This is a genomic window from Streptococcus sp. 20925_1_22, assembly GCF_041431685.1.
In the GTDB taxonomy this organism is placed as follows: domain Bacteria; phylum Bacillota; class Bacilli; order Lactobacillales; family Streptococcaceae; genus Streptococcus.
On the sequence record NZ_JAPVYE010000009.1, the window covers coordinates 1 to 18896 of the forward strand.

General features: G+C 41.0%; 18 protein-coding genes. 17 read left to right on the forward strand and 1 reads right to left on the reverse strand.

Features of this window, described 5'->3' with window-relative positions; all coding sequences use genetic code 11:
* Positions 1 to 7: 7 nt before the first annotated feature.
* The 17 genes from O3621_RS10600 to O3621_RS10680 all read left to right on the forward strand — a co-directional run bounded on the left by O3621_RS10600 (position 8) and on the right by O3621_RS10680 (position 17298).
* The gene (locus O3621_RS10600; protein ID WP_125434467.1) at positions 8 to 451 is read left to right on the forward strand and encodes a prepilin-type N-terminal cleavage/methylation domain-containing protein; all 444 of its coding nucleotides are present in this window, start codon (positions 8 to 10) and stop codon (positions 449 to 451) included.
* Positions 452 to 574: 123 nt separating this feature from the next.
* Positions 575 to 1063 carry a hypothetical protein gene (locus tag O3621_RS10605; RefSeq protein WP_125434468.1) on the forward strand — a complete coding sequence of 163 codons (489 nt, stop codon included), beginning with the start codon at positions 575 to 577 and terminating at the stop codon, positions 1061 to 1063.
* A 28-nt stretch (positions 1064 to 1091) separates the two neighbouring features.
* Positions 1092 to 2396 carry a VWA domain-containing protein gene (locus O3621_RS10610; RefSeq protein WP_314448070.1) on the forward strand — a complete coding sequence of 435 codons (1305 nt, stop codon included), beginning with the start codon at positions 1092 to 1094 and terminating at the stop codon, positions 2394 to 2396.
* A 12-nt stretch (positions 2397 to 2408) separates the two neighbouring features.
* A complete protein-coding gene (locus O3621_RS10615; protein WP_314448068.1) occupies positions 2409 to 3902 on the forward strand; it encodes a type II secretion system protein in 1494 nt (497 codons plus the stop codon).
* 44 nt (positions 3903 to 3946) lie between these two features.
* Positions 3947 to 5359, forward strand: coding sequence for a pilus assembly protein PilM (gene pilM / locus O3621_RS10620; RefSeq protein WP_061603054.1), 1413 nt, complete (start codon positions 3947 to 3949; stop codon positions 5357 to 5359).
* A complete protein-coding gene (locus O3621_RS10625; protein WP_002899352.1) occupies positions 5359 to 5940 on the forward strand; it encodes a PilN domain-containing protein in 582 nt (193 codons plus the stop codon). Before pilM ends, O3621_RS10625 begins: the two co-directional genes overlap by 1 nt.
* Positions 5924 to 7510 carry a hypothetical protein gene (locus O3621_RS10630; protein WP_314448065.1) on the forward strand — a complete coding sequence of 529 codons (1587 nt, stop codon included), beginning with the start codon at positions 5924 to 5926 and terminating at the stop codon, positions 7508 to 7510. The genes O3621_RS10625 and O3621_RS10630 overlap by 17 nt, the downstream gene beginning before the upstream one ends.
* Positions 7511 to 7797: 287 nt before the next feature.
* Entirely contained in the window at positions 7798 to 9510 is a 1713-nt protein-coding gene (locus O3621_RS10635) for an MFS transporter (RefSeq protein ID WP_371514149.1), read from the forward strand.
* 55 nt (positions 9511 to 9565) lie between these two features.
* The gene (locus tag O3621_RS10640) at positions 9566 to 10654 is read left to right on the forward strand and encodes a hypothetical protein (protein WP_314448060.1); all 1089 of its coding nucleotides are present in this window, start codon (positions 9566 to 9568) and stop codon (positions 10652 to 10654) included.
* Positions 10655 to 10661: 7 nt separating this feature from the next.
* On the forward strand, positions 10662 to 11726 hold the full coding sequence (locus O3621_RS10645; protein ID WP_124765700.1) for a VanW family protein: 1065 nt from the start codon (positions 10662 to 10664) through the stop codon (positions 11724 to 11726).
* Entirely contained in the window at positions 11723 to 12535 is an 813-nt protein-coding gene (locus O3621_RS10650; protein WP_314448056.1) for a prepilin peptidase, read from the forward strand. The genes O3621_RS10645 and O3621_RS10650 overlap by 4 nt, the downstream gene beginning before the upstream one ends.
* 35 nt (positions 12536 to 12570) lie before the next feature.
* Positions 12571 to 13170 carry a glucosaminidase domain-containing protein gene (locus O3621_RS10655; protein ID WP_002894168.1) on the forward strand — a complete coding sequence of 200 codons (600 nt, stop codon included), beginning with the start codon at positions 12571 to 12573 and terminating at the stop codon, positions 13168 to 13170.
* Between the two features lie 167 nt (positions 13171 to 13337).
* Entirely contained in the window at positions 13338 to 14252 is a 915-nt protein-coding gene (locus tag O3621_RS10660) for a hypothetical protein (protein WP_314448055.1), read from the forward strand.
* Between the two features lie 48 nt (positions 14253 to 14300).
* Positions 14301 to 15191 (forward strand): hypothetical protein, encoded by an 891-nt coding sequence (locus tag O3621_RS10665; protein WP_002894163.1) that lies wholly within the window; start codon positions 14301 to 14303, stop codon positions 15189 to 15191.
* 51 nt (positions 15192 to 15242) lie between these two features.
* Positions 15243 to 16277, forward strand: a complete 1035-nt coding sequence (locus O3621_RS10670; protein ID WP_002899613.1) for a SepM family pheromone-processing serine protease — start codon at positions 15243 to 15245, stop codon at positions 16275 to 16277.
* 197 nt (positions 16278 to 16474) lie between these two features.
* Positions 16475 to 17071: a DUF3796 domain-containing protein gene (locus tag O3621_RS10675; protein WP_268682461.1), complete on the forward strand. Its 597-nt coding sequence runs from the start codon at positions 16475 to 16477 to the stop codon at positions 17069 to 17071.
* Positions 17072 to 17073: 2 nt separating this feature from the next.
* On the forward strand, positions 17074 to 17298 hold the full coding sequence (locus tag O3621_RS10680) for a helix-turn-helix transcriptional regulator (protein ID WP_268682460.1): 225 nt from the start codon (positions 17074 to 17076) through the stop codon (positions 17296 to 17298).
* A 96-nt stretch (positions 17299 to 17394) separates the two neighbouring features.
* Here O3621_RS10680 and O3621_RS10685 read toward each other — a convergent pair whose 3' ends face one another.
* Positions 17395 to 18777, reverse strand: a complete 1383-nt coding sequence (locus O3621_RS10685; RefSeq protein WP_314448044.1) for a hypothetical protein — start codon at positions 18775 to 18777, stop codon at positions 17395 to 17397.
* Positions 18778 to 18896 lie beyond the last annotated feature (119 nt).

Here is an 18896-nt window from a genome sequence, read left to right on the forward strand (position 1 = left end):
TCAACGAATGCTGAATAGGCTGAAAAAGTTGCGTCAGGACTTGAAGAAAAAAGGTAAAGGTTTTACCTTGGTTGAGTTGATTGTGGTAATTATTATTATCGCAGTTCTCGCAGCAGTCGCTATTCCTTCTCTTGTTTCTTTCCAGGACACTGCTCGCAAGGCACGTATTCAGTCGGAACATCGTCAGCTAATCCAGGCTGTGCAGTCCTATATTGGCTCGCAAGTCGAACCAGAAACGGCTGATGTGCCAGACCTTGATGCACTCAAGCCTTATATAGCCAAGGAATCTCAGGGTTCAGGAGAGCTTTCTAAGACTCTCGCAGCGGATAATGGCAAGATTGCTCATGAGGTTAATAAGACGAGTCATAAGCTGATTTCGACTTATACGCCTGCTAGTGGTGGGAAGCCTATTACTTGGGAATTTGACTGGAGATCTAATAGCGCTAGCTAATAATAGAAAATTAGAGAAAATCTCTATTCCGACTGCCAAGGCAGTCGGATATTACCAAAGTAGTTGTCAGGTGATGACAACTATTTTGGCAATATCAAAAGAGAAAATTAGGAGATATTATCCATGAAAGGAAAAAAAAGACAAGGCTCAACCCTGCCTATGGTCATTGTGGCTATTGTGCTGCTGGTGGCCATTCTGGGGATTATGGCGTCTATTGTAGATACGGGGCAGATGCAAACCCAGCGTATGTATAGCTACCTTAAAGCCAAATATATAGCAACATCTGGCTCTCAGCTTGCTTGGGGGGCTTTAGGTGAGGGAGCGTCTTCTCCTCTCTATGCAGAGTTTAGCAGGCGGGCACAAGATAAGGAAGGAAGAATCCCTAAAGATCCTATTATCTCGACCCATACCTTCAAAGATGGAGGTAAAGCTGAGATTGAGATGAATGGATCCTTTGAGGGTGATGATCGTAGCCCTAGAAATTATGTTATAACCATTAAATCAAAGTCAACCTTGGCTAATAGTAAAGATTATTATGAGCATGTTGTAATCTTTAACTGGGAAACGCAAGGTATCCGTTCCGAAGAGGGTCACTTAATCTCGGCTAAATAGATGGATAAAAAAATTTAAATAGGAAAGAATGATGAAAAAAACACAAAAAGGTTTTACGCTGACTGAAATCATTATCGCCATCATCCTTACAAGTATGGTGGGACTTCTGATAGGTCTTGTATTTAACACAATGTTTTCAGGCCGCAATATAATCGAGCGGGAAGCTAGTATCCAATCAGAAATGCGAACTTCTATGCAATATGTGGATCGCACCATTGGTAAGGCGACCTCTGTTTTCGTTCTTGACGAGAGCAAATATGGCAAGGATGTCAGAAAAACAGAGGGCTGGAATTATATCGGATTATCCCCTGATGGGAAGAAAGTTATAAATTATATTTGGAATAAGACAACCAAGCGCTGGGACGAGTCAGTGTTAGGAACTAATTCCCTCTATGATATGCAACTGGACCTAGAATTTAAGGCTGACGAATCTTATCAGGATAATCGCTTGATTAACTACAATCTGACAGGTCAATATAAAAACTCTAAGAATAAACTCTCCATCGATACAGCAATCTCAGCTCTTAATACCAAGCAGGTTATATCTAAAGTAGCCAAAGGTAAGAAAGGGGTTGCCCTTGCTTATCGGAACGATCCTATTGAGGGTCAGGTAAATACAGCTGTTTCTTTCGTTTTTGATACTTCAGGTTCTATGGGTTATGGCCTGTGGAATCAGAAATTGGAACCAACAGATAGTAGAACCCGGATGAATATTTTGAAGACCAAAGCAAATCTTTTGGTTGATGACCTCAAGGAAATAGGGAACGTTAGTGTTAATTTGGTTCGGTTTTCTGGTGATGCAAGTTATATTCAAGAAGATTTTGTAGAGCTAGATAAGGACACAGATACAATTAAAACTAAGATTAAAGCCCTCCCTACAAGTTGGATTACTAACCCTGGAGATGGGCTTCGCTATGGCTTGGTAAGTCTTCAGAGAAATCCAGCCCAGCTAAAATATGTTGTCTTGCTGACTGACGGTATTCCAAATGCCTATACAGCCTCTCCTGACGGGATTGGGAAGTATGATCTGACAGCAAATTTCCCAACAAATGGTAAGCAAATTAAAGCTGATCAACCTGTTTCATTGACTACGGAATATGTGGGACAAGTGGCAAAGACCTTCGGCTCTGGTGTTAAGCGTATTAGTGTCATCGGCTTTTCAGGGAATGTAAAAGAAATAAAAGACGGACAAAAAATAGCTGATCAAATCAAAACAGTCGGAAAGGTAGACTCTACCTTTGTCATTGCGACTAATGAAGCTGCTTTAGAACAGACATTTGCAGACATAAAAAAGCAAATTCAACAAGATCTTTGGTTTGTGTCTGGTCCGTAGAAAGGAAGAGCGATGAAAAAAATGCGAAGAACCAGAGGTTTTACTCTAGTTGAGGTTTTGATAGCCCTCGTTTTGATAGGGGTCATTGCAGCAGGATTATTGACTTTCTTTTCTACTGGTTACCAGAATATTCTGGGCCAGCGGAATCAAAATGCTTTGAACTTTGACATTCAGGAAGATTTTGAAACCCGGTTAGCAAAAATTAAAAAAGATGGTGGAAGTGGCAACGATGTTGAAACTTTCACCTATCGTATAGGTAAAAACGGCCGGAGTAACAGCGTTAGCGTCAAGGGAACGACCCTGTCTTATAAGGATAATAAAGTCAAGAATATCCATCTCTTTGCCGCAAATAAAAAGGAAATACCCTTGGATATTCCTGAGGATTTGGTCGTTTCATTAAAAGACACAAGGCGTTACTATTATTATGCTGGTGAGACTGGTCCGGAAGGTCAAGCAGGATTCAAAGACAATAAACAGTCTACAAAGGCCAAGATTCATACCAGTTCTGCTTGGTTTCTGAGTGAGACCAGTATTAATTATAATAATAGTAAGATTGTTCCAGTAGGAACGTTGGGGCCTAATATAGAAAATACTGCTTTTGGTATAGTATTACCTAAGCTACCAGATGATTTTCAACAAATAAGTAGTAATGAGAAACCGATTGCTATCACAGATGAAATGCGCGGACGTTATCTAACCTTTGCAGCGAGAGGAATTAACTCATTTGGACGTGTAGGAAAATACCAAGAAGGTCCACAGAGAATTTGGGTTATGGGGCTTCCCAATCGAGGAATGAGACCTAATCTAGTACTTCATACAGATGCTGATTTAGCTCTGATGCGGAACTCTGATAACACCATTTCAGCGATACCAGCTGATGGGGTAGCGCACACTAATACTGTTGTGGCAAACTATGCAGAGACTAAAAAGAATGGAGTTTATGGAGCTAAAGTTGTTATTCCTGTCATCAACTATAAAGAACCGGCTATCAATCAGACTAGGCAGCTAATAGCTCTTAACGGTTCCAATATGCAGTTTAGCAATCATGATTTTAATAAAGGTTATACGACCTCAATGTTAATTGGCAATCGTCAGCAGACAGGTCCGCTGTTAACTTATAAGTTAGATAATTCCTTGAACTGGACAGTTAGCTTGGAAGCTAATGGTAAAATTGCTATTGAGACAGTTGATAACACTAATGCTAATAATGGTGGTCGACAATATGCGAATGTCGTACTAGATTATACAAAGGATAATTCCATTCAGGTTCGCGCTTCTGTGACAAATAAGATTTTAACACTTGAAGTCTTCGTCAATGGTGCTTTAGTTCACACACATGAACTCTTCATGGAGCGTAATGGTGTGACTCATGATATTAGGAAAAGTCAGATTATATTTGGCGGAGAAACTTTTATAAATGAGTTTGCTGTCTATAACAAGAAGTTGACAGACAGCGAGATTAATATTCTTGCTGAGTATTTCAGCGACAAATACAGAGCGAAATAATTAGGGAAATAGTTTTTAGGAAAAATAAGGGAGATTAGGAGATTATGGCAAAAAATATGTTTTCGTCCAAGGGGCGCAGAAGAGCTCTGGACGAAGAAGATAATGAGAAAAAAGGCTCATTTTTAGGAAAATTAAATAAACCGCTCTTCTCATCAAAAGGGAAACATAAAGAACACTTATCTATTCAAGGAGTTCAGATCAAGTCAGATCGTCAAGAAGACTTTGACGATGAGGAAAAGTCAACAGCAAAAGGGAGCTTCTTAACCAAGCTCAACAAGCCGCTCTTTTCTAAGAATAGTGGCAGTGATGACATGCCTGCTAAGTCTGGAAATCGTTCACTCTTTGCTAAGAAAGGCAGTGGTGCAGCGAGCCAACCGGTTACTAGAATGCATGCACCTTACACTATGTTTGGCAAGCCAATCAAGGGCAATCTGATGGCCATTGACTTCACTGACGAATCAGTCTATCTGGTTGTTGCTAGACAGAAGCGCAATGAACTGGAGATTATCAAGATGGCATCTGCCAATCTGCCAGAAGGTGTTGTGCTGAACAGTGAGATTATCGACCCGATTACTCTCAAAAATATTATCAGCGACCTGATGGAGCAGCATGCTATCACTGCTAAGTACGCTTTCTTTGCTCTGGGCAATACCAATATTATCGCCCGTTCAGTTGATGTAGCAGCTAGTGTGCAGAATGATGAGGATATTGAGGGCTTGGTATCTTACGAGCTCCAGCAATATCTGGATATCGATCCGACTTCTTATGTTATCCAGTTCCAAGAGCAGGAGTCTAATTCAGCTTTTCCGCTTGATGAGGATACTCGCTCACTCATGGTCTATGCTGTGCCAAAAGGAGTGGTAGAGCAATATCTGGGCTTGGCTGAGAATTTGAAGCTGACACCCTATGTCTTTGACCTTCAGTCTAATACCTTTGAAAAATGGCTGGAACGCGTTCAGGCGGTTAACAATCGCGCCAAGAAGCTGACCAAAGAAAATGTCGGCATGGTACATCTGAGCAAGAGCTTCATTGGTGTTTATCTCTACTCAGAAGGCAAGTTTGTGACCAGCAACTATCTCAACCGTGGCTACAAGGACATTCTGAGCTATGCAGACGATGCTAGTCTGCTGCAGAAGCTTCCAGCAGTGGCTTCAGATGATCTGGATACAGGTCTCTTGAAGAGGGCCTTGGATGAGTGGGTGGCTGATGCTAAGAACCACATTCTCAATACTGAAAACTTCTTCAGCGGATCAACCGGTCTCAACATTGACAGTTTCTACGTCTTTGGTGATCAGGACATTTGCTGGCAGTTGGCAGCTATTTTGAAGCAGAACATGAATCGAGAATTCATCTCAATTGATAATGTAGATTATGAGAATGTACTGTGGGAAGGTTCTGCCGAGTTTAATGCGGAGTTCATTCCAGCTACAGCCATGTTGATTAGGAGAGCAAACTAATGCGGAGAGATTTAAACTACTTTTCAAAATATCATGTGGCACCGGCTAAGACCAGTCCACTAAAACTTGCTGCTATTTCTGCTTTTGCTGGGATTGCAGCGATTATGATTGTGCTGATTGGCTTCTTCCAGTTTAGCGCTATGCACCTCCAAGGTGAGATTGACCGAGCGGAGCAGACACTTAAGAGTCCAGAGATGGCTCAAGAGCTGAAGGCAGTCTCTGAGACTGAAGATAAGATTGTAACGGTCAAGAATGACGAGCTTCTCTTTACCAGCCTGGAAGGCGACTTCCGCCGCCTGCACCGAGTAAACAAAGCCTTTATGGACTTCCTTAATAAAAACGTGACACGGAACCTGGTCTTTGACGATATCAAGATTAATAACGACAATGTAGAAATCAATGGTTCGTCTCAAGAGCATCTTTCTATCGCTAAGTTTGAGGAAGAGCTTCGTAAGTCTGAGAAGTTTAACCATATTTTTGTGGATAACATTACTCGCGAGGAAAAGGATAACAATACAGTGTACAAGTTTAACATTAAAATTTTGACGAAGGATGTAGATTTCAATGAAGAGCAAAAATGAGAAAGAAAAGAAAAAAATCCTGAGTAATTTAAATGAGCGTGACAAGAAATTGTTAGCCTGTGTCGGAGGAGTAGCGGTCCTTGCTGGTGGAGGGTATCTGGTAACAAATTCTTATACACGGATGGCGCAGTTAGCTGAAGAGCATGCGACTATCTCGACAGAGTTGGAAGGCAAGAATGCCAAGATTAGTCAGAGAAAGTCTCTTACCAAACAGCTTCAAACTTTGAATGCTAAGACTCTGGATCAGGCTAAGAAATACTATGGTACGACCAATCAAGGGGAGTTCATCTTCTTGATTGACAAGTTGGTCAACGAAAGCGGTATTAAATTCAAGTCTGTCAACTACACTGAGAGCACAGAGTTGGAACTCCAGCAGGAGGGATTGGCTGCGACTTCGTCCAAGGGGCAAAACTCCAACTCTTCTGGTACGACTAGCAGTTCAAGTTCGAGTGAGACGTCTTCTTCATCCAGTACGACCTCTAGCTCGTCAGGTACATCGTCCTCATCGTCAACAAGCAGCAGCTCTTCATCAGACGCCAATACTGCAACAACAACTGCAGCAAACACAGCGACACCAGGGAACGGAACGACCAATAATACTAACATCACGCAGATGACAGCGGACATTGAGTTCGAAGGAACTTATACACAGGTTCTGAAATTGTTGGAATTGATTGATGGCAATCAACAAAAAATCGTTTCCAGTGAGCTGGAATTGGGCGGAAAGAAAAGCCTGTCTAGCACGGAGGAAAACAAAAACCCTGATCTAACCAGCGGTAAAATCAAGCTGCGTTTCTATCAGGTTAAAGACGTTGAGCGCTATGTGACTCTGGAGAGCAATGTCGATAAGACACCGATTCAGTTTGCAAACTGGCAGTCTCCATTTGCGATTCCGACTTGGCAGGCAGGCTCTATATCTGTAACGACAGCTGGTGGCGGCACAGATGCAACTGGCAATAAGGGCAGTTTGGGGGCCGCAACAACCAATACAACTAGCAGCGCGAATGCTAACAGCAGTACCAATCTAGCTCCGTCTTATCTGGAGCAGCTTAGCACTCAGTCTAGTCGGAATGATGGTCTGTCAGCTTATTACAATTCATCAACTATCTACCGCTTCGAATCACCACTGAAGCTGACTCAGTCAGGCGGAAGCAATCAGTACGATGTGACAGTTGACAATACGGACTTCTTAGAGGGTTCAGGTTCCAATGTGGTTAAGATTCCAGCAACCAAGTCTTCTACCATGTATGAAATGGAATTTGCAGCACCGTATGTATCCTTGAACAATAAGCCGGATGCTATCAGCTTCTCTCTATCTCTGTCTAATCAATGGCAGGGTAAGATTGGCTTGATTGTTAAGAATGCCAGCGGTCAGAAGATTTATCTTCACGTCATTCGTCCTAACAGCTGGACTGGCTGGCGCGAGGTTAGCTTCGATCCTGAAAACATTCCAGGATTCAGCTATCCAATGACTATTGTGGGTTACTACTTCGAAACTCCAAGCGGAGAAAGCCCTGAAACGACTATGAAACTGGATAACCTATCTGTGAACAACTTGGTAGTTAGCTAAAATACTTTGAAAAATACCAAATAAGTCTATGGTTTAAAATTTCAAGAGCATGAGTAAATTTTTCTTAAAAAAATGCTAAAAACCAAGTTATTAGACTAGTATTCACAGTGCATTTATAGTAAACTAAAACATAGAGATATTTGAAGTTATAATACAAGCAAACTCAAAATAGACGCCCGAGTCTATTTTGGGTTTTAATGGAGTTTATGGAAAAACAAAATCAAGACTGGTTTTGCATTGAAAAAGTTTAATATCATTTAGAAAGTGGGGGTGTCGAAAATATTCAAATGGCATATTTTTTACCTTTTGGAGCAGGGCTTATAGCGCTGCATACGATTAGCATTTTATTTGTTTCTAGGATTTCATTAATAAAGCGCCTTTTTCTCGTAGTATGGGTCATGCTATTTGCGATTGGTGCTCCATTCCTCTTTCAACAAGTTCCCGGCATAGCCTTTGTTGGACTCTGTGCTTTGGCCTTGGCAGTCTATATGGTGCTGCTCTTTTCACAGGAGCTAGCTCCAGTCAAGAAGAGAGCAACTGCTTCAGCGCGAAGCAGAAGCCAGAAGCATACCAAGAGCACACGCAAGAAAGCGGAAGTGACGAGCGCAGGCTTGTCATCTGTTAGGGATTTGAACTTATCCAATGCTTCAACCGGTAGGATGAGAAAGGAAAGTAAAGAAAGGGTTCAGGCTGAGGAAAGTCCGGCAAGGCAGAGGGTATCTGCTTCTGGTCGCACCCTAGCAGACCGTTCTATCAAAAAGGATATGACAAGATTTGAGAAAGTAAAACCTCTCTACCCTGTTGATAACTTGGCTACAGCTCCTGCCTTTGGAGAATATGAGCCAAACAGTCAGCTAGCGGCAGCTGAGGTCGGCATGGTGGGTATGGACCACAGCTCACAAAAGGCCAATGATGAATTTTTGCAGTCTCTGCTTCATCACCGCAAGGGTTCTACTAAGATTAAGGTGGCAAACTCTCTGATTCAGCCTACGGAAGCAAATGCAGCCGGCAATCAAGGCTATACAGATATAGATGATCCAGCCTTTGAGACAGCTGTTCTGTCTAAGATTAGACCGATGTCCTATACGGAGTCTAGCTATGGCAACTTCAGACCGCAAGCAGTTGAGGTGACAGGTGTTGTTTCTCAAGATGAGGAAGACTTCTTCACTGAGCAAGAACAAGCTCAGCAGCCAGTGGCAGAAGAAGTAGGCAACAGCCTAGAAGATGTTTTTGCTGCTACGGGAGATATCAAGCCAGTTAGAGCGAAAGAGTCAAGAGCAGCAAACAGCTTAGAATCTCTCTTCTTTGCTGACTCAGACACTGAGCCACAAGCTAAAATGGATTCCGCCTTCAGTCAAGCAGCTGCAGAGCCAGAATTTTCTGCTACTGAAGAGTCTATGGTTAGTCGCGATCGCGCTGATATTCAGGGCTATCAAGATATTCTCAGCCAGATTCAGCATGATTTGCTTGGGGCTGAAGAGGAAGATTTGACTGCTGAAGTGGCAGAGACTTGGAAGGAAGAAAGCAACTTCGAACCTGCAGCTGAAACGTTTGAGCTTGAAGAAGCTGCTGAACCAGCAGTTGTTCAATCAGTTTCTGAAGACACTCTTTGGACACAGGCTGGGCCTGTTCAAGGAGCAGTTGCAGATGAGACAGAAGAAGACCTGCTCAAGGGAATTACAGACATCCTCAAAGCTGAGGAAGCACAAGTCAAAGCAGCTCCGGTCGTTCAGGCTGCAGATGAAACAGAAGAAGATTTACTTCAGAAAATCACTGACATCCTCAAGGCTGAGGAAGCAGCAGAAGCAAGACCAGCTGCAGCAACTGCGGGAGATAAAGAAGTCTATTTCCAATTCCTTCTACTGGAAAGTCAGGAATTATTGGCTTCTAATGCAGTTCAAGAAGCTGAGAGCTACCTGAAAGAGATTGTCCAAGGCAGCTCAGATCAGAATCTTCGTCAAGAAGCGTTCAACATGCTGGACAAAATCGGGAAAAATTAATACTATATAAACATACAATTGATAGTAATCAATTAGAAGGGTTTTAGGGGAAATTATGAAAAGTTGTAAAACAATCACAGGGACCGTTGTCATTGAGATTGAAAAAGGGATGGGACTGGGTGAAGTCCATGAAGTCTTTGTTGACGAGGGGGTCAATCTGACTTTTGTCATTAAGTCAAAGCAGTCTGAACAGCCTTTTGCCTTGCTGTCTAGCAAGAACATCCAAGGCATCGGTGACTTTGCGGTCATGGTAGAAAATAGCTCAGTTTTTCAAGAGTTGGAAGAGGCTGATCTGAAGGTCTTGAACGACAAGCAGGGCAGTATCTTTGATGAAATCGTCATTACAATTGATGGAAACAAGGTGGGAACCGTTGTTGACTATCATATTGACGAAAAGAATGAAATTGGCTACTTGGTGGTTAATTCTGAAGATGCCAGCGAGGAAATTCAGATTCCTAAGTCACGCATCTTGATGATTGGTAAAGAGTATATCATCCTCAATGATGAAAAAAAGACAGCTCCTCATCTTGAAGCAGATGTAGAGATGGGCCGTCTGGCTGCAGCAGATTTGCTCCATGAGACTGAAGCTGCAAAACCTGCCGAAAAAATTGAGGAAGTAGTTGCTGAAGCACCTGTATTCGAGCCAGTTGTAGATGAAAAAGTAGATGTAAAAGAAGAAGCTGCGACAGATTTGACAGAGGCCTTGGCTGCTGTAGGTCTGGGAGCTGCTGCTTCTGAGTTGGAGTTTTCTGAAGCTGTCGTGGAGACAGCAGAAGAGCCAGAAGTTCAAGACTTGGTACAAGAAACAACAGCTCCAACTGAAGAAGAAGTTGAAGAAACAGATGCAGCGCTGAGCTTAGATGCTGCTTTGGAAGAAGTATTGGCAGCTCCTGTTGAGGAAGTAGAATCAACAGTCAGCACAGCGCCAGTTGCTGAGGAAGACTCTGCAGCAAAGAAAGCTGTTAACGACTTTATCGATCAGCAAAAACGTCTTCTGGTAGGCAAAACACTGCAAAAAGATCTTGTTAATGCAGATGGAGGAGTTATCCTGAATGCCGGAGATACTGTTTCAGATGACATCATTGATTTTCTTCGCCGTATCGACCGTAAATTCCTTATCCGCTTAGCTGAATGCGTAGTATAAGGTTGGGATGAGATTCATGTCAAGAAGAAAAAGAAAGGTTTCATCAAAATATCAAAAACTACTTCCAGCAGCGACACTTGCTGCCTTTCTGCTGGGTAGTTTATTTTATGTCATTTTTGTCTTTAATCCAACGATTGACCTGAGTATCAATGGCCGCCCCTCTATGAAGGTTCGCTCTCGGAGCGAAGCTGAGATTGAAGTTTACAGAGAACTGCCCTATAAGGCTACATTTCAGCTGTCTACGGGGCAACACTTCTCTGTAGATATGCGCTTTTTAGGACTGAGCTATTTCACAGAAGAAGAGCTTAAGCGGCTGGATAATATCTCGGCCAAGACAGTTTGGGATAAGTTTACACCGTTTTTCGATACCAAGGAAAATCTACAGATTTCCATCTATCCTAACCGTCTTTTTTGGCTTAGACCTTTAAACGATGTCTTAGCTGCCCATCCTGATGTTCTCAGTCAGCTTCCAACGACCAATCATCTGGTCATGGATGGTGAGTCTAACGTAAAGGTAGGAGACAAGTCTAATGGCTATAAGATTGACCCTGCTGCTTTTATCCAAGCATCTGAGGAGATTGCCAAGACTGGTAAATTTGATGATGTCAAGGTTGAGAGCACGCCTGTCGAAGCAGAAGATCAGAGTGAGCTTCTGAGTCAATATACGCACTTTATAGAGCGTAAGGAAGTACCACTACCGACTAACGCTGCCCAAGCTCAAAACATGAAGACAGCCTTTTACAAGCTGCAGAATGTTTACTTGGCTCCTGGTGAGACCAAGTCTATCTCAGAGTTGCTGGGAGCTTTGAATGCGGAGTCTGGCTATCTGCCAGTCAAGGGTAAGGATAATAAAGAAGTTTACGGTCAGGGTGCTGAGCAGATTATAGATGCCATTCAGCAGCTCGCCTTTTCACGGACCAATGTTATTTCCTATCGAGGACAGTATTTCAACGTCGGAACGCCTGCTGAAGGTTTGACCGAATTGACCATTCAAAACAATACAGAAACAGATATGGTATTTTCATTAAGTTTGGAGGAGGGGCAAGTATCCATCATTCTGGCATCTAAGTGATACTCAAGGCAAGTCTGAGTTTGACACCGTCATCTGAGACTTTCAAAGAGTATAAAAAGGGAAAAATTATGATTGCAAGTTTAGTATTTATATTAGGTGTCGTATTTGGGAGCTTTTTCAATGTCGTCATCTACCGTGTTCCACTTGAAAAAAGCATTGCCAAAGGTCGGTCTATGTGTCCGTCCTGCGGCCATGTCTTGACTTCGGTGGAGCTGATTCCGGTTGTGTCGATTATCATGCAGGGCTTTAAATGCAAGCACTGTAAGGAGCCGATTTCACCGCGCTATCTCATTGTGGAGCTCCTGACGGGTCTGCTCTGGTTGGCCTCTTATCTGATCTTTCAAGATCAGGGGCCATGGATGGTTGTTTCAGCCTGTCTTTTGGTGTCGCTTTGTCTCATTATCGGTTATATCGATTTTGATACTCAGTACATCTCGGACTCGGTTCTGCTGGTTTTCTGGCTGGGCCGCATGGCTGTTACGTTTTTTATCAATGAGTTTAATTGGGAACTGCTCCTTTCACTGCTAGTCGGCGCTGGTCTCTACTCTCTCATTTATTTTGGGGCAAAGGCTTATTATAAGAAAGAGGCTTTCGGGATGGGAGATATCCTTTACTTAGCTGCCCTGAGCAGTTGGTTTAGCCCCTTGAATACGCTGATTTTGGGATATGGTTCTTTCTTTGTGGCTGGAGCTATTCTCTTAATCGCAACCATCTTTAAGAAATTCAAATTTAAGTTGAAAGAAGAAGTCCCTTTTGGTCCTGCTATGAGTATCATGGCGGTCATCCTATATTTCTGGGGAGGAATCTAGGAAACCAAAAGCGACAATAGAAATGGATAGAAAAAATGTTTAGGAAGAAAAAAGTTATCATAGCATTAGCGACAGCTACTGTCCTTTCAGGCAGTGTACTGCCTGTCAGCCGCCTAGCGGCAAATGAAAAGGCCAGTCTGGATCCGTCTTTAGTTCAGGTGTCAGATCAGTTTCAGGCCAAGAAAACAGGAGCAGTCGTCTTTTCAGAAGATGTAACAGTGCCAAGCACAGTGTCAGCCGATTTCATCGATAGTCGTCTGGCTGGCACGCCGATGGCTGGATTGGGAAAAGCTTTCAAAAAAGCAGAGAAAGATCATGGAGTTAATGCAATTTTTCTCGTAGGGCTGGCTATTCACGAATCGGATTACGGCCGCAGTCAAATTGCTCAGGCCAAGCACAACTTGTTTGGTTTCATGGCTTATGACTCCAGCCCTTTTTCCAGTGCAGGAAATTTCGCAACATTTGATGATGGTATAGATACCGTTGCCCGCTATCTCAGCGAGCACTATCTCAAGCCTGGCGGTCAGTTCTACAATGGTAAGAGCATGGCTGCTATCAATGTAAGATACGCATCTGACAAAACTTGGTCAAGCAAGATTATGATTCGTATTCGAAATTTTTTGAAAAAAGGTTAAGGAGGCTGGGACAATCATGTCTCAGCTTGCTTTATTATAGAAAGAATTTCTTTTGGTGAGGTGATTGACGGAGTTTTTGCTGCTCTCTGGGGCTCTAAAAATTCTTAATCATCTTCACGGGACTAAAAAATAAAAAAATTGCTTCTGCTACATCTACATCGTCTTTTATGGCGAAAAATGACTTAATTAGGGGATTTATGAAAAGAAAGTTTGACGTAAGCGATGTGTTAAAGGAAGCCTGGGGACTGACTGTTGATTACTTTTTTGTATGGACAGCAGGGCTTGCTATCATTCAACTGCCATTTTTTATTCTAGGGCTGTTAATTCTATTTTTTTCTCCATTGACTTCTACATTTCTTCCAAGTATAATTCTGCTGGGATTTCTATGTTCTTTTGTGATTACTTATATCCATAAGTTTTCCTTGACCATGGTTCGTAATCCGCAGATGGTGCGGCGAAACTTCTGGAGGGCTGTTGGCTACAGTATTTCTGATGGCTTTTTTGGGCGTTTGCTTTCTATGTCTATTTATGTCTTCATCTTTTTCTTGGCTATGTTACTTCTTTTAGTATACTCCTATAATGTCTTGATGCCAGATGCAAATTTTCAAGAGATTATGGGAACTTGGCTTATTTGGGTTGCAAAAAATCAAGAGAAGATAGCTAGCATGCTCTTCCTGCTTTTTTTAATAGCACCAATGTTTAACTTGGTATTCCATTTGTTTTACAGTTATTTTATCGTCTCTCACTTCTTCTTGTTGCCTTATATTATTCAAGATACCAACTCCTCTGATAACCTTTTGCGTCCTCTGTCTGCCTTTGGTAGCTTGGGCAAGTCTTTTTCTCGTATGAATGGTCAGAGGGGGCGTTACTTACTGGTAGAGCTTGTCTTAAAGCTTATTCCTGTAGTATTGGGTCTAATAGAAGTTTTGAGTTTACTTTTTGGCGATGGCATATCTAATGTTGTGGGAATGATTGTTAGTATGATAAATGGCTTTTTGCTGATTTATGCCTTGGCGGCCCGTTCGGTTATGGCCGATATCCTGATGTCTTATGATCGGGAAATAGTTAATTTTGGAGATTAATATTTATGAAAAAATTAGAAAGGGTTTTAGGATTTAGGATAATGAGCGATGAATGATGTAAAAGTAACAAGGGTTTTCAGAGAAGCTTGGATTTTTGTTACAGAATATTATTTTGTCTGGCTGAAAGGCCTTTTGCTGGTCGGAATCCCGCTTGCAGTGCTGGGCTGGTTTCTTTTTCCGCTGGTTTCGAGTTGGTCTTACCGGTCCATTTTAGTCTTGACCTGTTTGGCATTTATAATTGCCTTCGGTTTTGCTTACGTCAATAAATTTGCCTTGACAGTGATACGAAATCCGCAGATGGTTAAGCTCTATTTTGGCTATGCAGTTTGGTACAGTATCTCAGATGGCTTGCTTACCCGCCTCTTTTATTCCTTCATTGTCAGTGCAGTTCAGGTTCTGATTCTGTACATGGGTTGGTCGGCAATTGGCATCAATCTTGGGGTGGCTAGTCTCTTTGCCTTTTATCGGAGAGCAGTAAGTCCAGAGGCCATTGTGATTTTCCAGTTTCTCTTTCCTTTCTTGTTCATGGTCTTTTACCTGCTCTTCACTTATCTGGTTGATTCGCACTTCTTTTTGCTGTCTTATATCATTCAGGACACTAGCTCCAGGGACAATCTAGCCAAGCCGCTTTCTTTTTATGGCTGTTTGAGAAAGTCAGTCCTGCTGATGAAGGAGCGCAGGGGTCGTTATGTTCTGCTCAGCTTTTTTCTAGCTTCTTTTGGTGGGTTGATTGGCTTGGGTACTCATCTCCTGATGGATCTGATAAGGCAGTATATTGGTCCCTTGCTGGGGGAACTGGATGATTTACTTGGCCTGATTCAGATGATTCCTGTCCTAGTTTTCAGTAGCTTTTACTGTGTATTTGTTCTGGTTGTTCGGACAGTTTTTGCTGATACTCTGATGGAAAATGATGCAGAAGTGGTAGATTTTGGTGATTAATTTAGGAAGTAGCAAGACCAGACAATACTTGATAGAAACAAGAGGAAGGATATGAAATCAGTAACAAGAATCTTAATAACAGCTTTGGTGCTAACTGGGATTGGCTTTATTCCTCTCCCTTATGAATTAGAGACCGTGAGGCCGGCTTTGAATGCCAAAGACTTTGTCCAAGTTCAAGGAGGAACTGATAAAGGAAAAGGTAAAATCTATGTCATGGCTGTTGGTGTTTCCAAGGCCCGAGTGTTCAGTCTCTTTTTGACTCTGCTGCCTAATTACAGGCTGGAAACAGAGTATGTCTCTGTTCCTGAAAACTATTTCGATAAGGAAAAGGGACGGGAAGAGCGAGAGAACAGCACTATGGGATCTTCCCATCTCAATGCCTTGCAGGTGGCTTATCAGGCTGCTGGTCGTACAGTTGAGATTAGACATAAAGAGATTTACGTAGGTGGTATCAGCAGTGAGACGCCTCTGTCAAAGGAGCTGCAGAAAGGCGATGTGATTTTAAAGATTGACAATCAGACTTACACTAGCCCATACGACATCGTTGATCAGATGGAACAGCGGACAGTCGGCGATGTGGTATCAATTGAGTACAGCCGTAATGGTGTAATCGGTTTGGCTAGCGGTCCTGTGATTGTGGATGAGACAACTGGTAAGCCTGGTTTGGGAATTGAATTGGGTTCTAAAGCCAGTGTTGCCATGAATCCTCTGACGGAGTTTAAGAGCAACGGTGTAGCAGGTCCTTCTGGTGGACTCATGTTCAGTCTGGAGCTTTACAACCAGCTCGTGTCTGAAGACATTACCAAAGGAAAAACTATTGCTGGTACTGGAACGATTGACCACAAGGGAAATGTTGGCCGGATTGGCGGGATAGAGATGAAAGTCATGGCTGCAGATAAGGCAGGCGCTGAGATTTTCTTTGTTCCTGATGATACCATTGACGCTGATATTGCCCAGTACAATCCCAAGCTGCGCTCTAACTACCATGAGGCGCTTCGTGCCTCTATCAAAATCAAGAGTAAAATGAAAATCGTCCCTGTCAAAACCTTCAACGAAGCTTTGAACTATCTCAGAGAGATGGAATAAGGGACTTTGCTACTCTATGAATAGTCAATAGAAACACAAGCTCTTGCTAGTTATTTATCTGGCAAGGGCTTTTATTATAGATTTTAAAAAAAAAATTGACACCTTAACACATAAACTCTTGATTTCTAAATCTCTGTGTGATATATTTATAACATAAGGAGTGTTAAATATTTCTAACAAAACGAAAGAAGTCTATCATGAAAAAAAGTCAAAAAACGGGTGGCCTCATTGCGATGATTGCCGCAGCTCTCTTTATTGATTTTACTGTTTTATTTGGTTCTAATCTTAGTTGGGGGCCCAAGTTGATTATTGTTGGTATTTCAGTGTTAGGTCAGATTGTAGCTATTTGGGGCTGGCTACACATGAAACCATGGCCTCATAAGAGTCAGAAAGGTAAGGGAAAGACTATTTTTGACTTGTCTGCTAAGCTGTACACGATGCTTTTGTTTGCAGCAACTATTTTTTATACAGTAGGGATTTGGGTTGCGACCCCAAGCGAAGGATCCAGCATTAAGGAATGGATTTTGGGAGTTGGCCTCGTTATTGAAGTGATTGTATTTGGTTTTTTCTCTTTGAAAAATGTCAAGGAAACTCCAGACGAACGCTTCTATGCGAATCTAGCTAAAGCAGCTAGCTTGATGTTTGTCTTTATACTAGGCGCACTGATGATCCTAGCAGTTATCATCGGATACATGGGTTCTTTCACTCTTTACATGGGCCAGATCTTTATTAGCATAGCTGCCTTGATTTGCATCTTTGCAGTTGTCTACCTTGTCTTAGAACGGAGAGGATAACCATGGCCAAAGAAAGCAAGATTATCACTAATCTCAAATCTGTTCGTGAGTCTATGGGTATGACCCAGCAGGAGCTAGCTGACCACATCGGCATGCGGCGCGAGACAATTCTGCACTTGGAAAATAACCGCTACAATCCTTCGCTGGAAATGGCTCTCAAAATTGCTCAAGTCTTCAATCTAAAAGTAGAAGACCTCTTTGAACTCAGACAGAAAGAGGAGACATAGTTCTTTTCGAGACTTGCTATTAAGTTTGTTGTTCAGCTAGGGCTTGAAGCCAAAAGAAAAAAGCCTTTGAAATCAATATTTCAAAGGCTTTAAACTTCATTTGTGATTTCTATAAATTAGTATTCCAGTAGACAAAAGGATAGTAATCATAGCACTAATTGATAAAATTTTAATATCATCAGTAAAAATATCTACAACTTCAAGAACAGAGACAGAACCGACAAGGAACAATATGATTTCCATCATTTTATTTTTTTGTAAATCATTAAACTGGTTTCGATCTTTTAATAAGGCAAATTCTTCTTGTTTAATTTTCTCTATATATTCATCGTGCTTAAAATAAGAATTTTGTTGCAAATGAGTGAATAAATCAAAAACTGTTCGATGATTGACTCGATAGATAAACAGAGAAGATCTTTTATAGTTGTGAATCCACTCATTAAATTTAATCAGTTGTTTATCATTTGAAAGTTTAAATTTTTCGAGTCCATCCATAATAGTCTCATCTAAACACACTAATTGAAAGAACGGAGTAGCAGAAGCTAAAAAGAGACCGGCTTGTTGTAAAAAATTAGATTCAAAATCATTAGAATTGTCATCATTCCAAATGATATAATTTGCTCCTTTGTTTATGTAGTTGATAGAATCTAAATCAAAATAGTTTGTTAAATAGTATTTTGATTTCTCTTTAGAAGATAGAGATTGTATGCTATATGGGGCATTAATCATCCAAGTATATAATTTGTCTTTTTTAAAAAACCCCATTTTATTCATCACACTCATATTGGTAATAAAATGTAAAAAAAAGAAACGTTCACTTAACTGTATTCCCCCATTTATTGAAGACAATTCTTTTTTTATATAATTCAAAATATCATCTAACTGTTGTGAAGAGTTTAGAGAGTAAGATTTATTTTTCTTTTTAAAATCAGGAAACATTTTGGCTTTCATTGTTGTATAGGAACTGAAAAAGTTTACAGCATAGAATGAAGACCTTAAGTCCTCAAATAATTCTATTATTATTGATCCGTTTTGAAAAATAGTGAGCGTAACAAAGAAAAAATGTAATTCATCTTCTAAACTTAATTCTATCAGAGGTGCAAAAACAAATTTAACAAATGGATTAGATTTAGAACTATATAGACAATTTTGTTTTGCGTTTTCTAGTTTTGTAAAATATAAATCTAAATAGTAATTTGTTTTCTCGTCTACCTTGCTTTTTAAATGTTGTAACTCTTTGGGGATTTTCCATGGTTCGTGTTTTTTTGAAAAAAGTTGGTTATCTTCCGTACCTATTAATTCCATAATTGTAGCAGGATGATTTTTAAATTTCTTAGTTATTATTTCCGTTAATTTATTGTTTTCTATTTTGTATAAGTCAGTGCTCAGCATATAAAAACAAGTGATTTTAATTTCTTCAATTTGTTTAGAAATTTCAGGAATTTTTTCAGAGAAATTAATGCTATTTGTCTTCTTCATATTATCTACCTTCAAAAATTTTCTTACGATTATTATATCAAATTCTAGTGTGAATAAATCTTCATCAGTTAAAATTCAGTTATTTTCCTAAAACAAAAAGAAAAAATCCTTTGAAACTT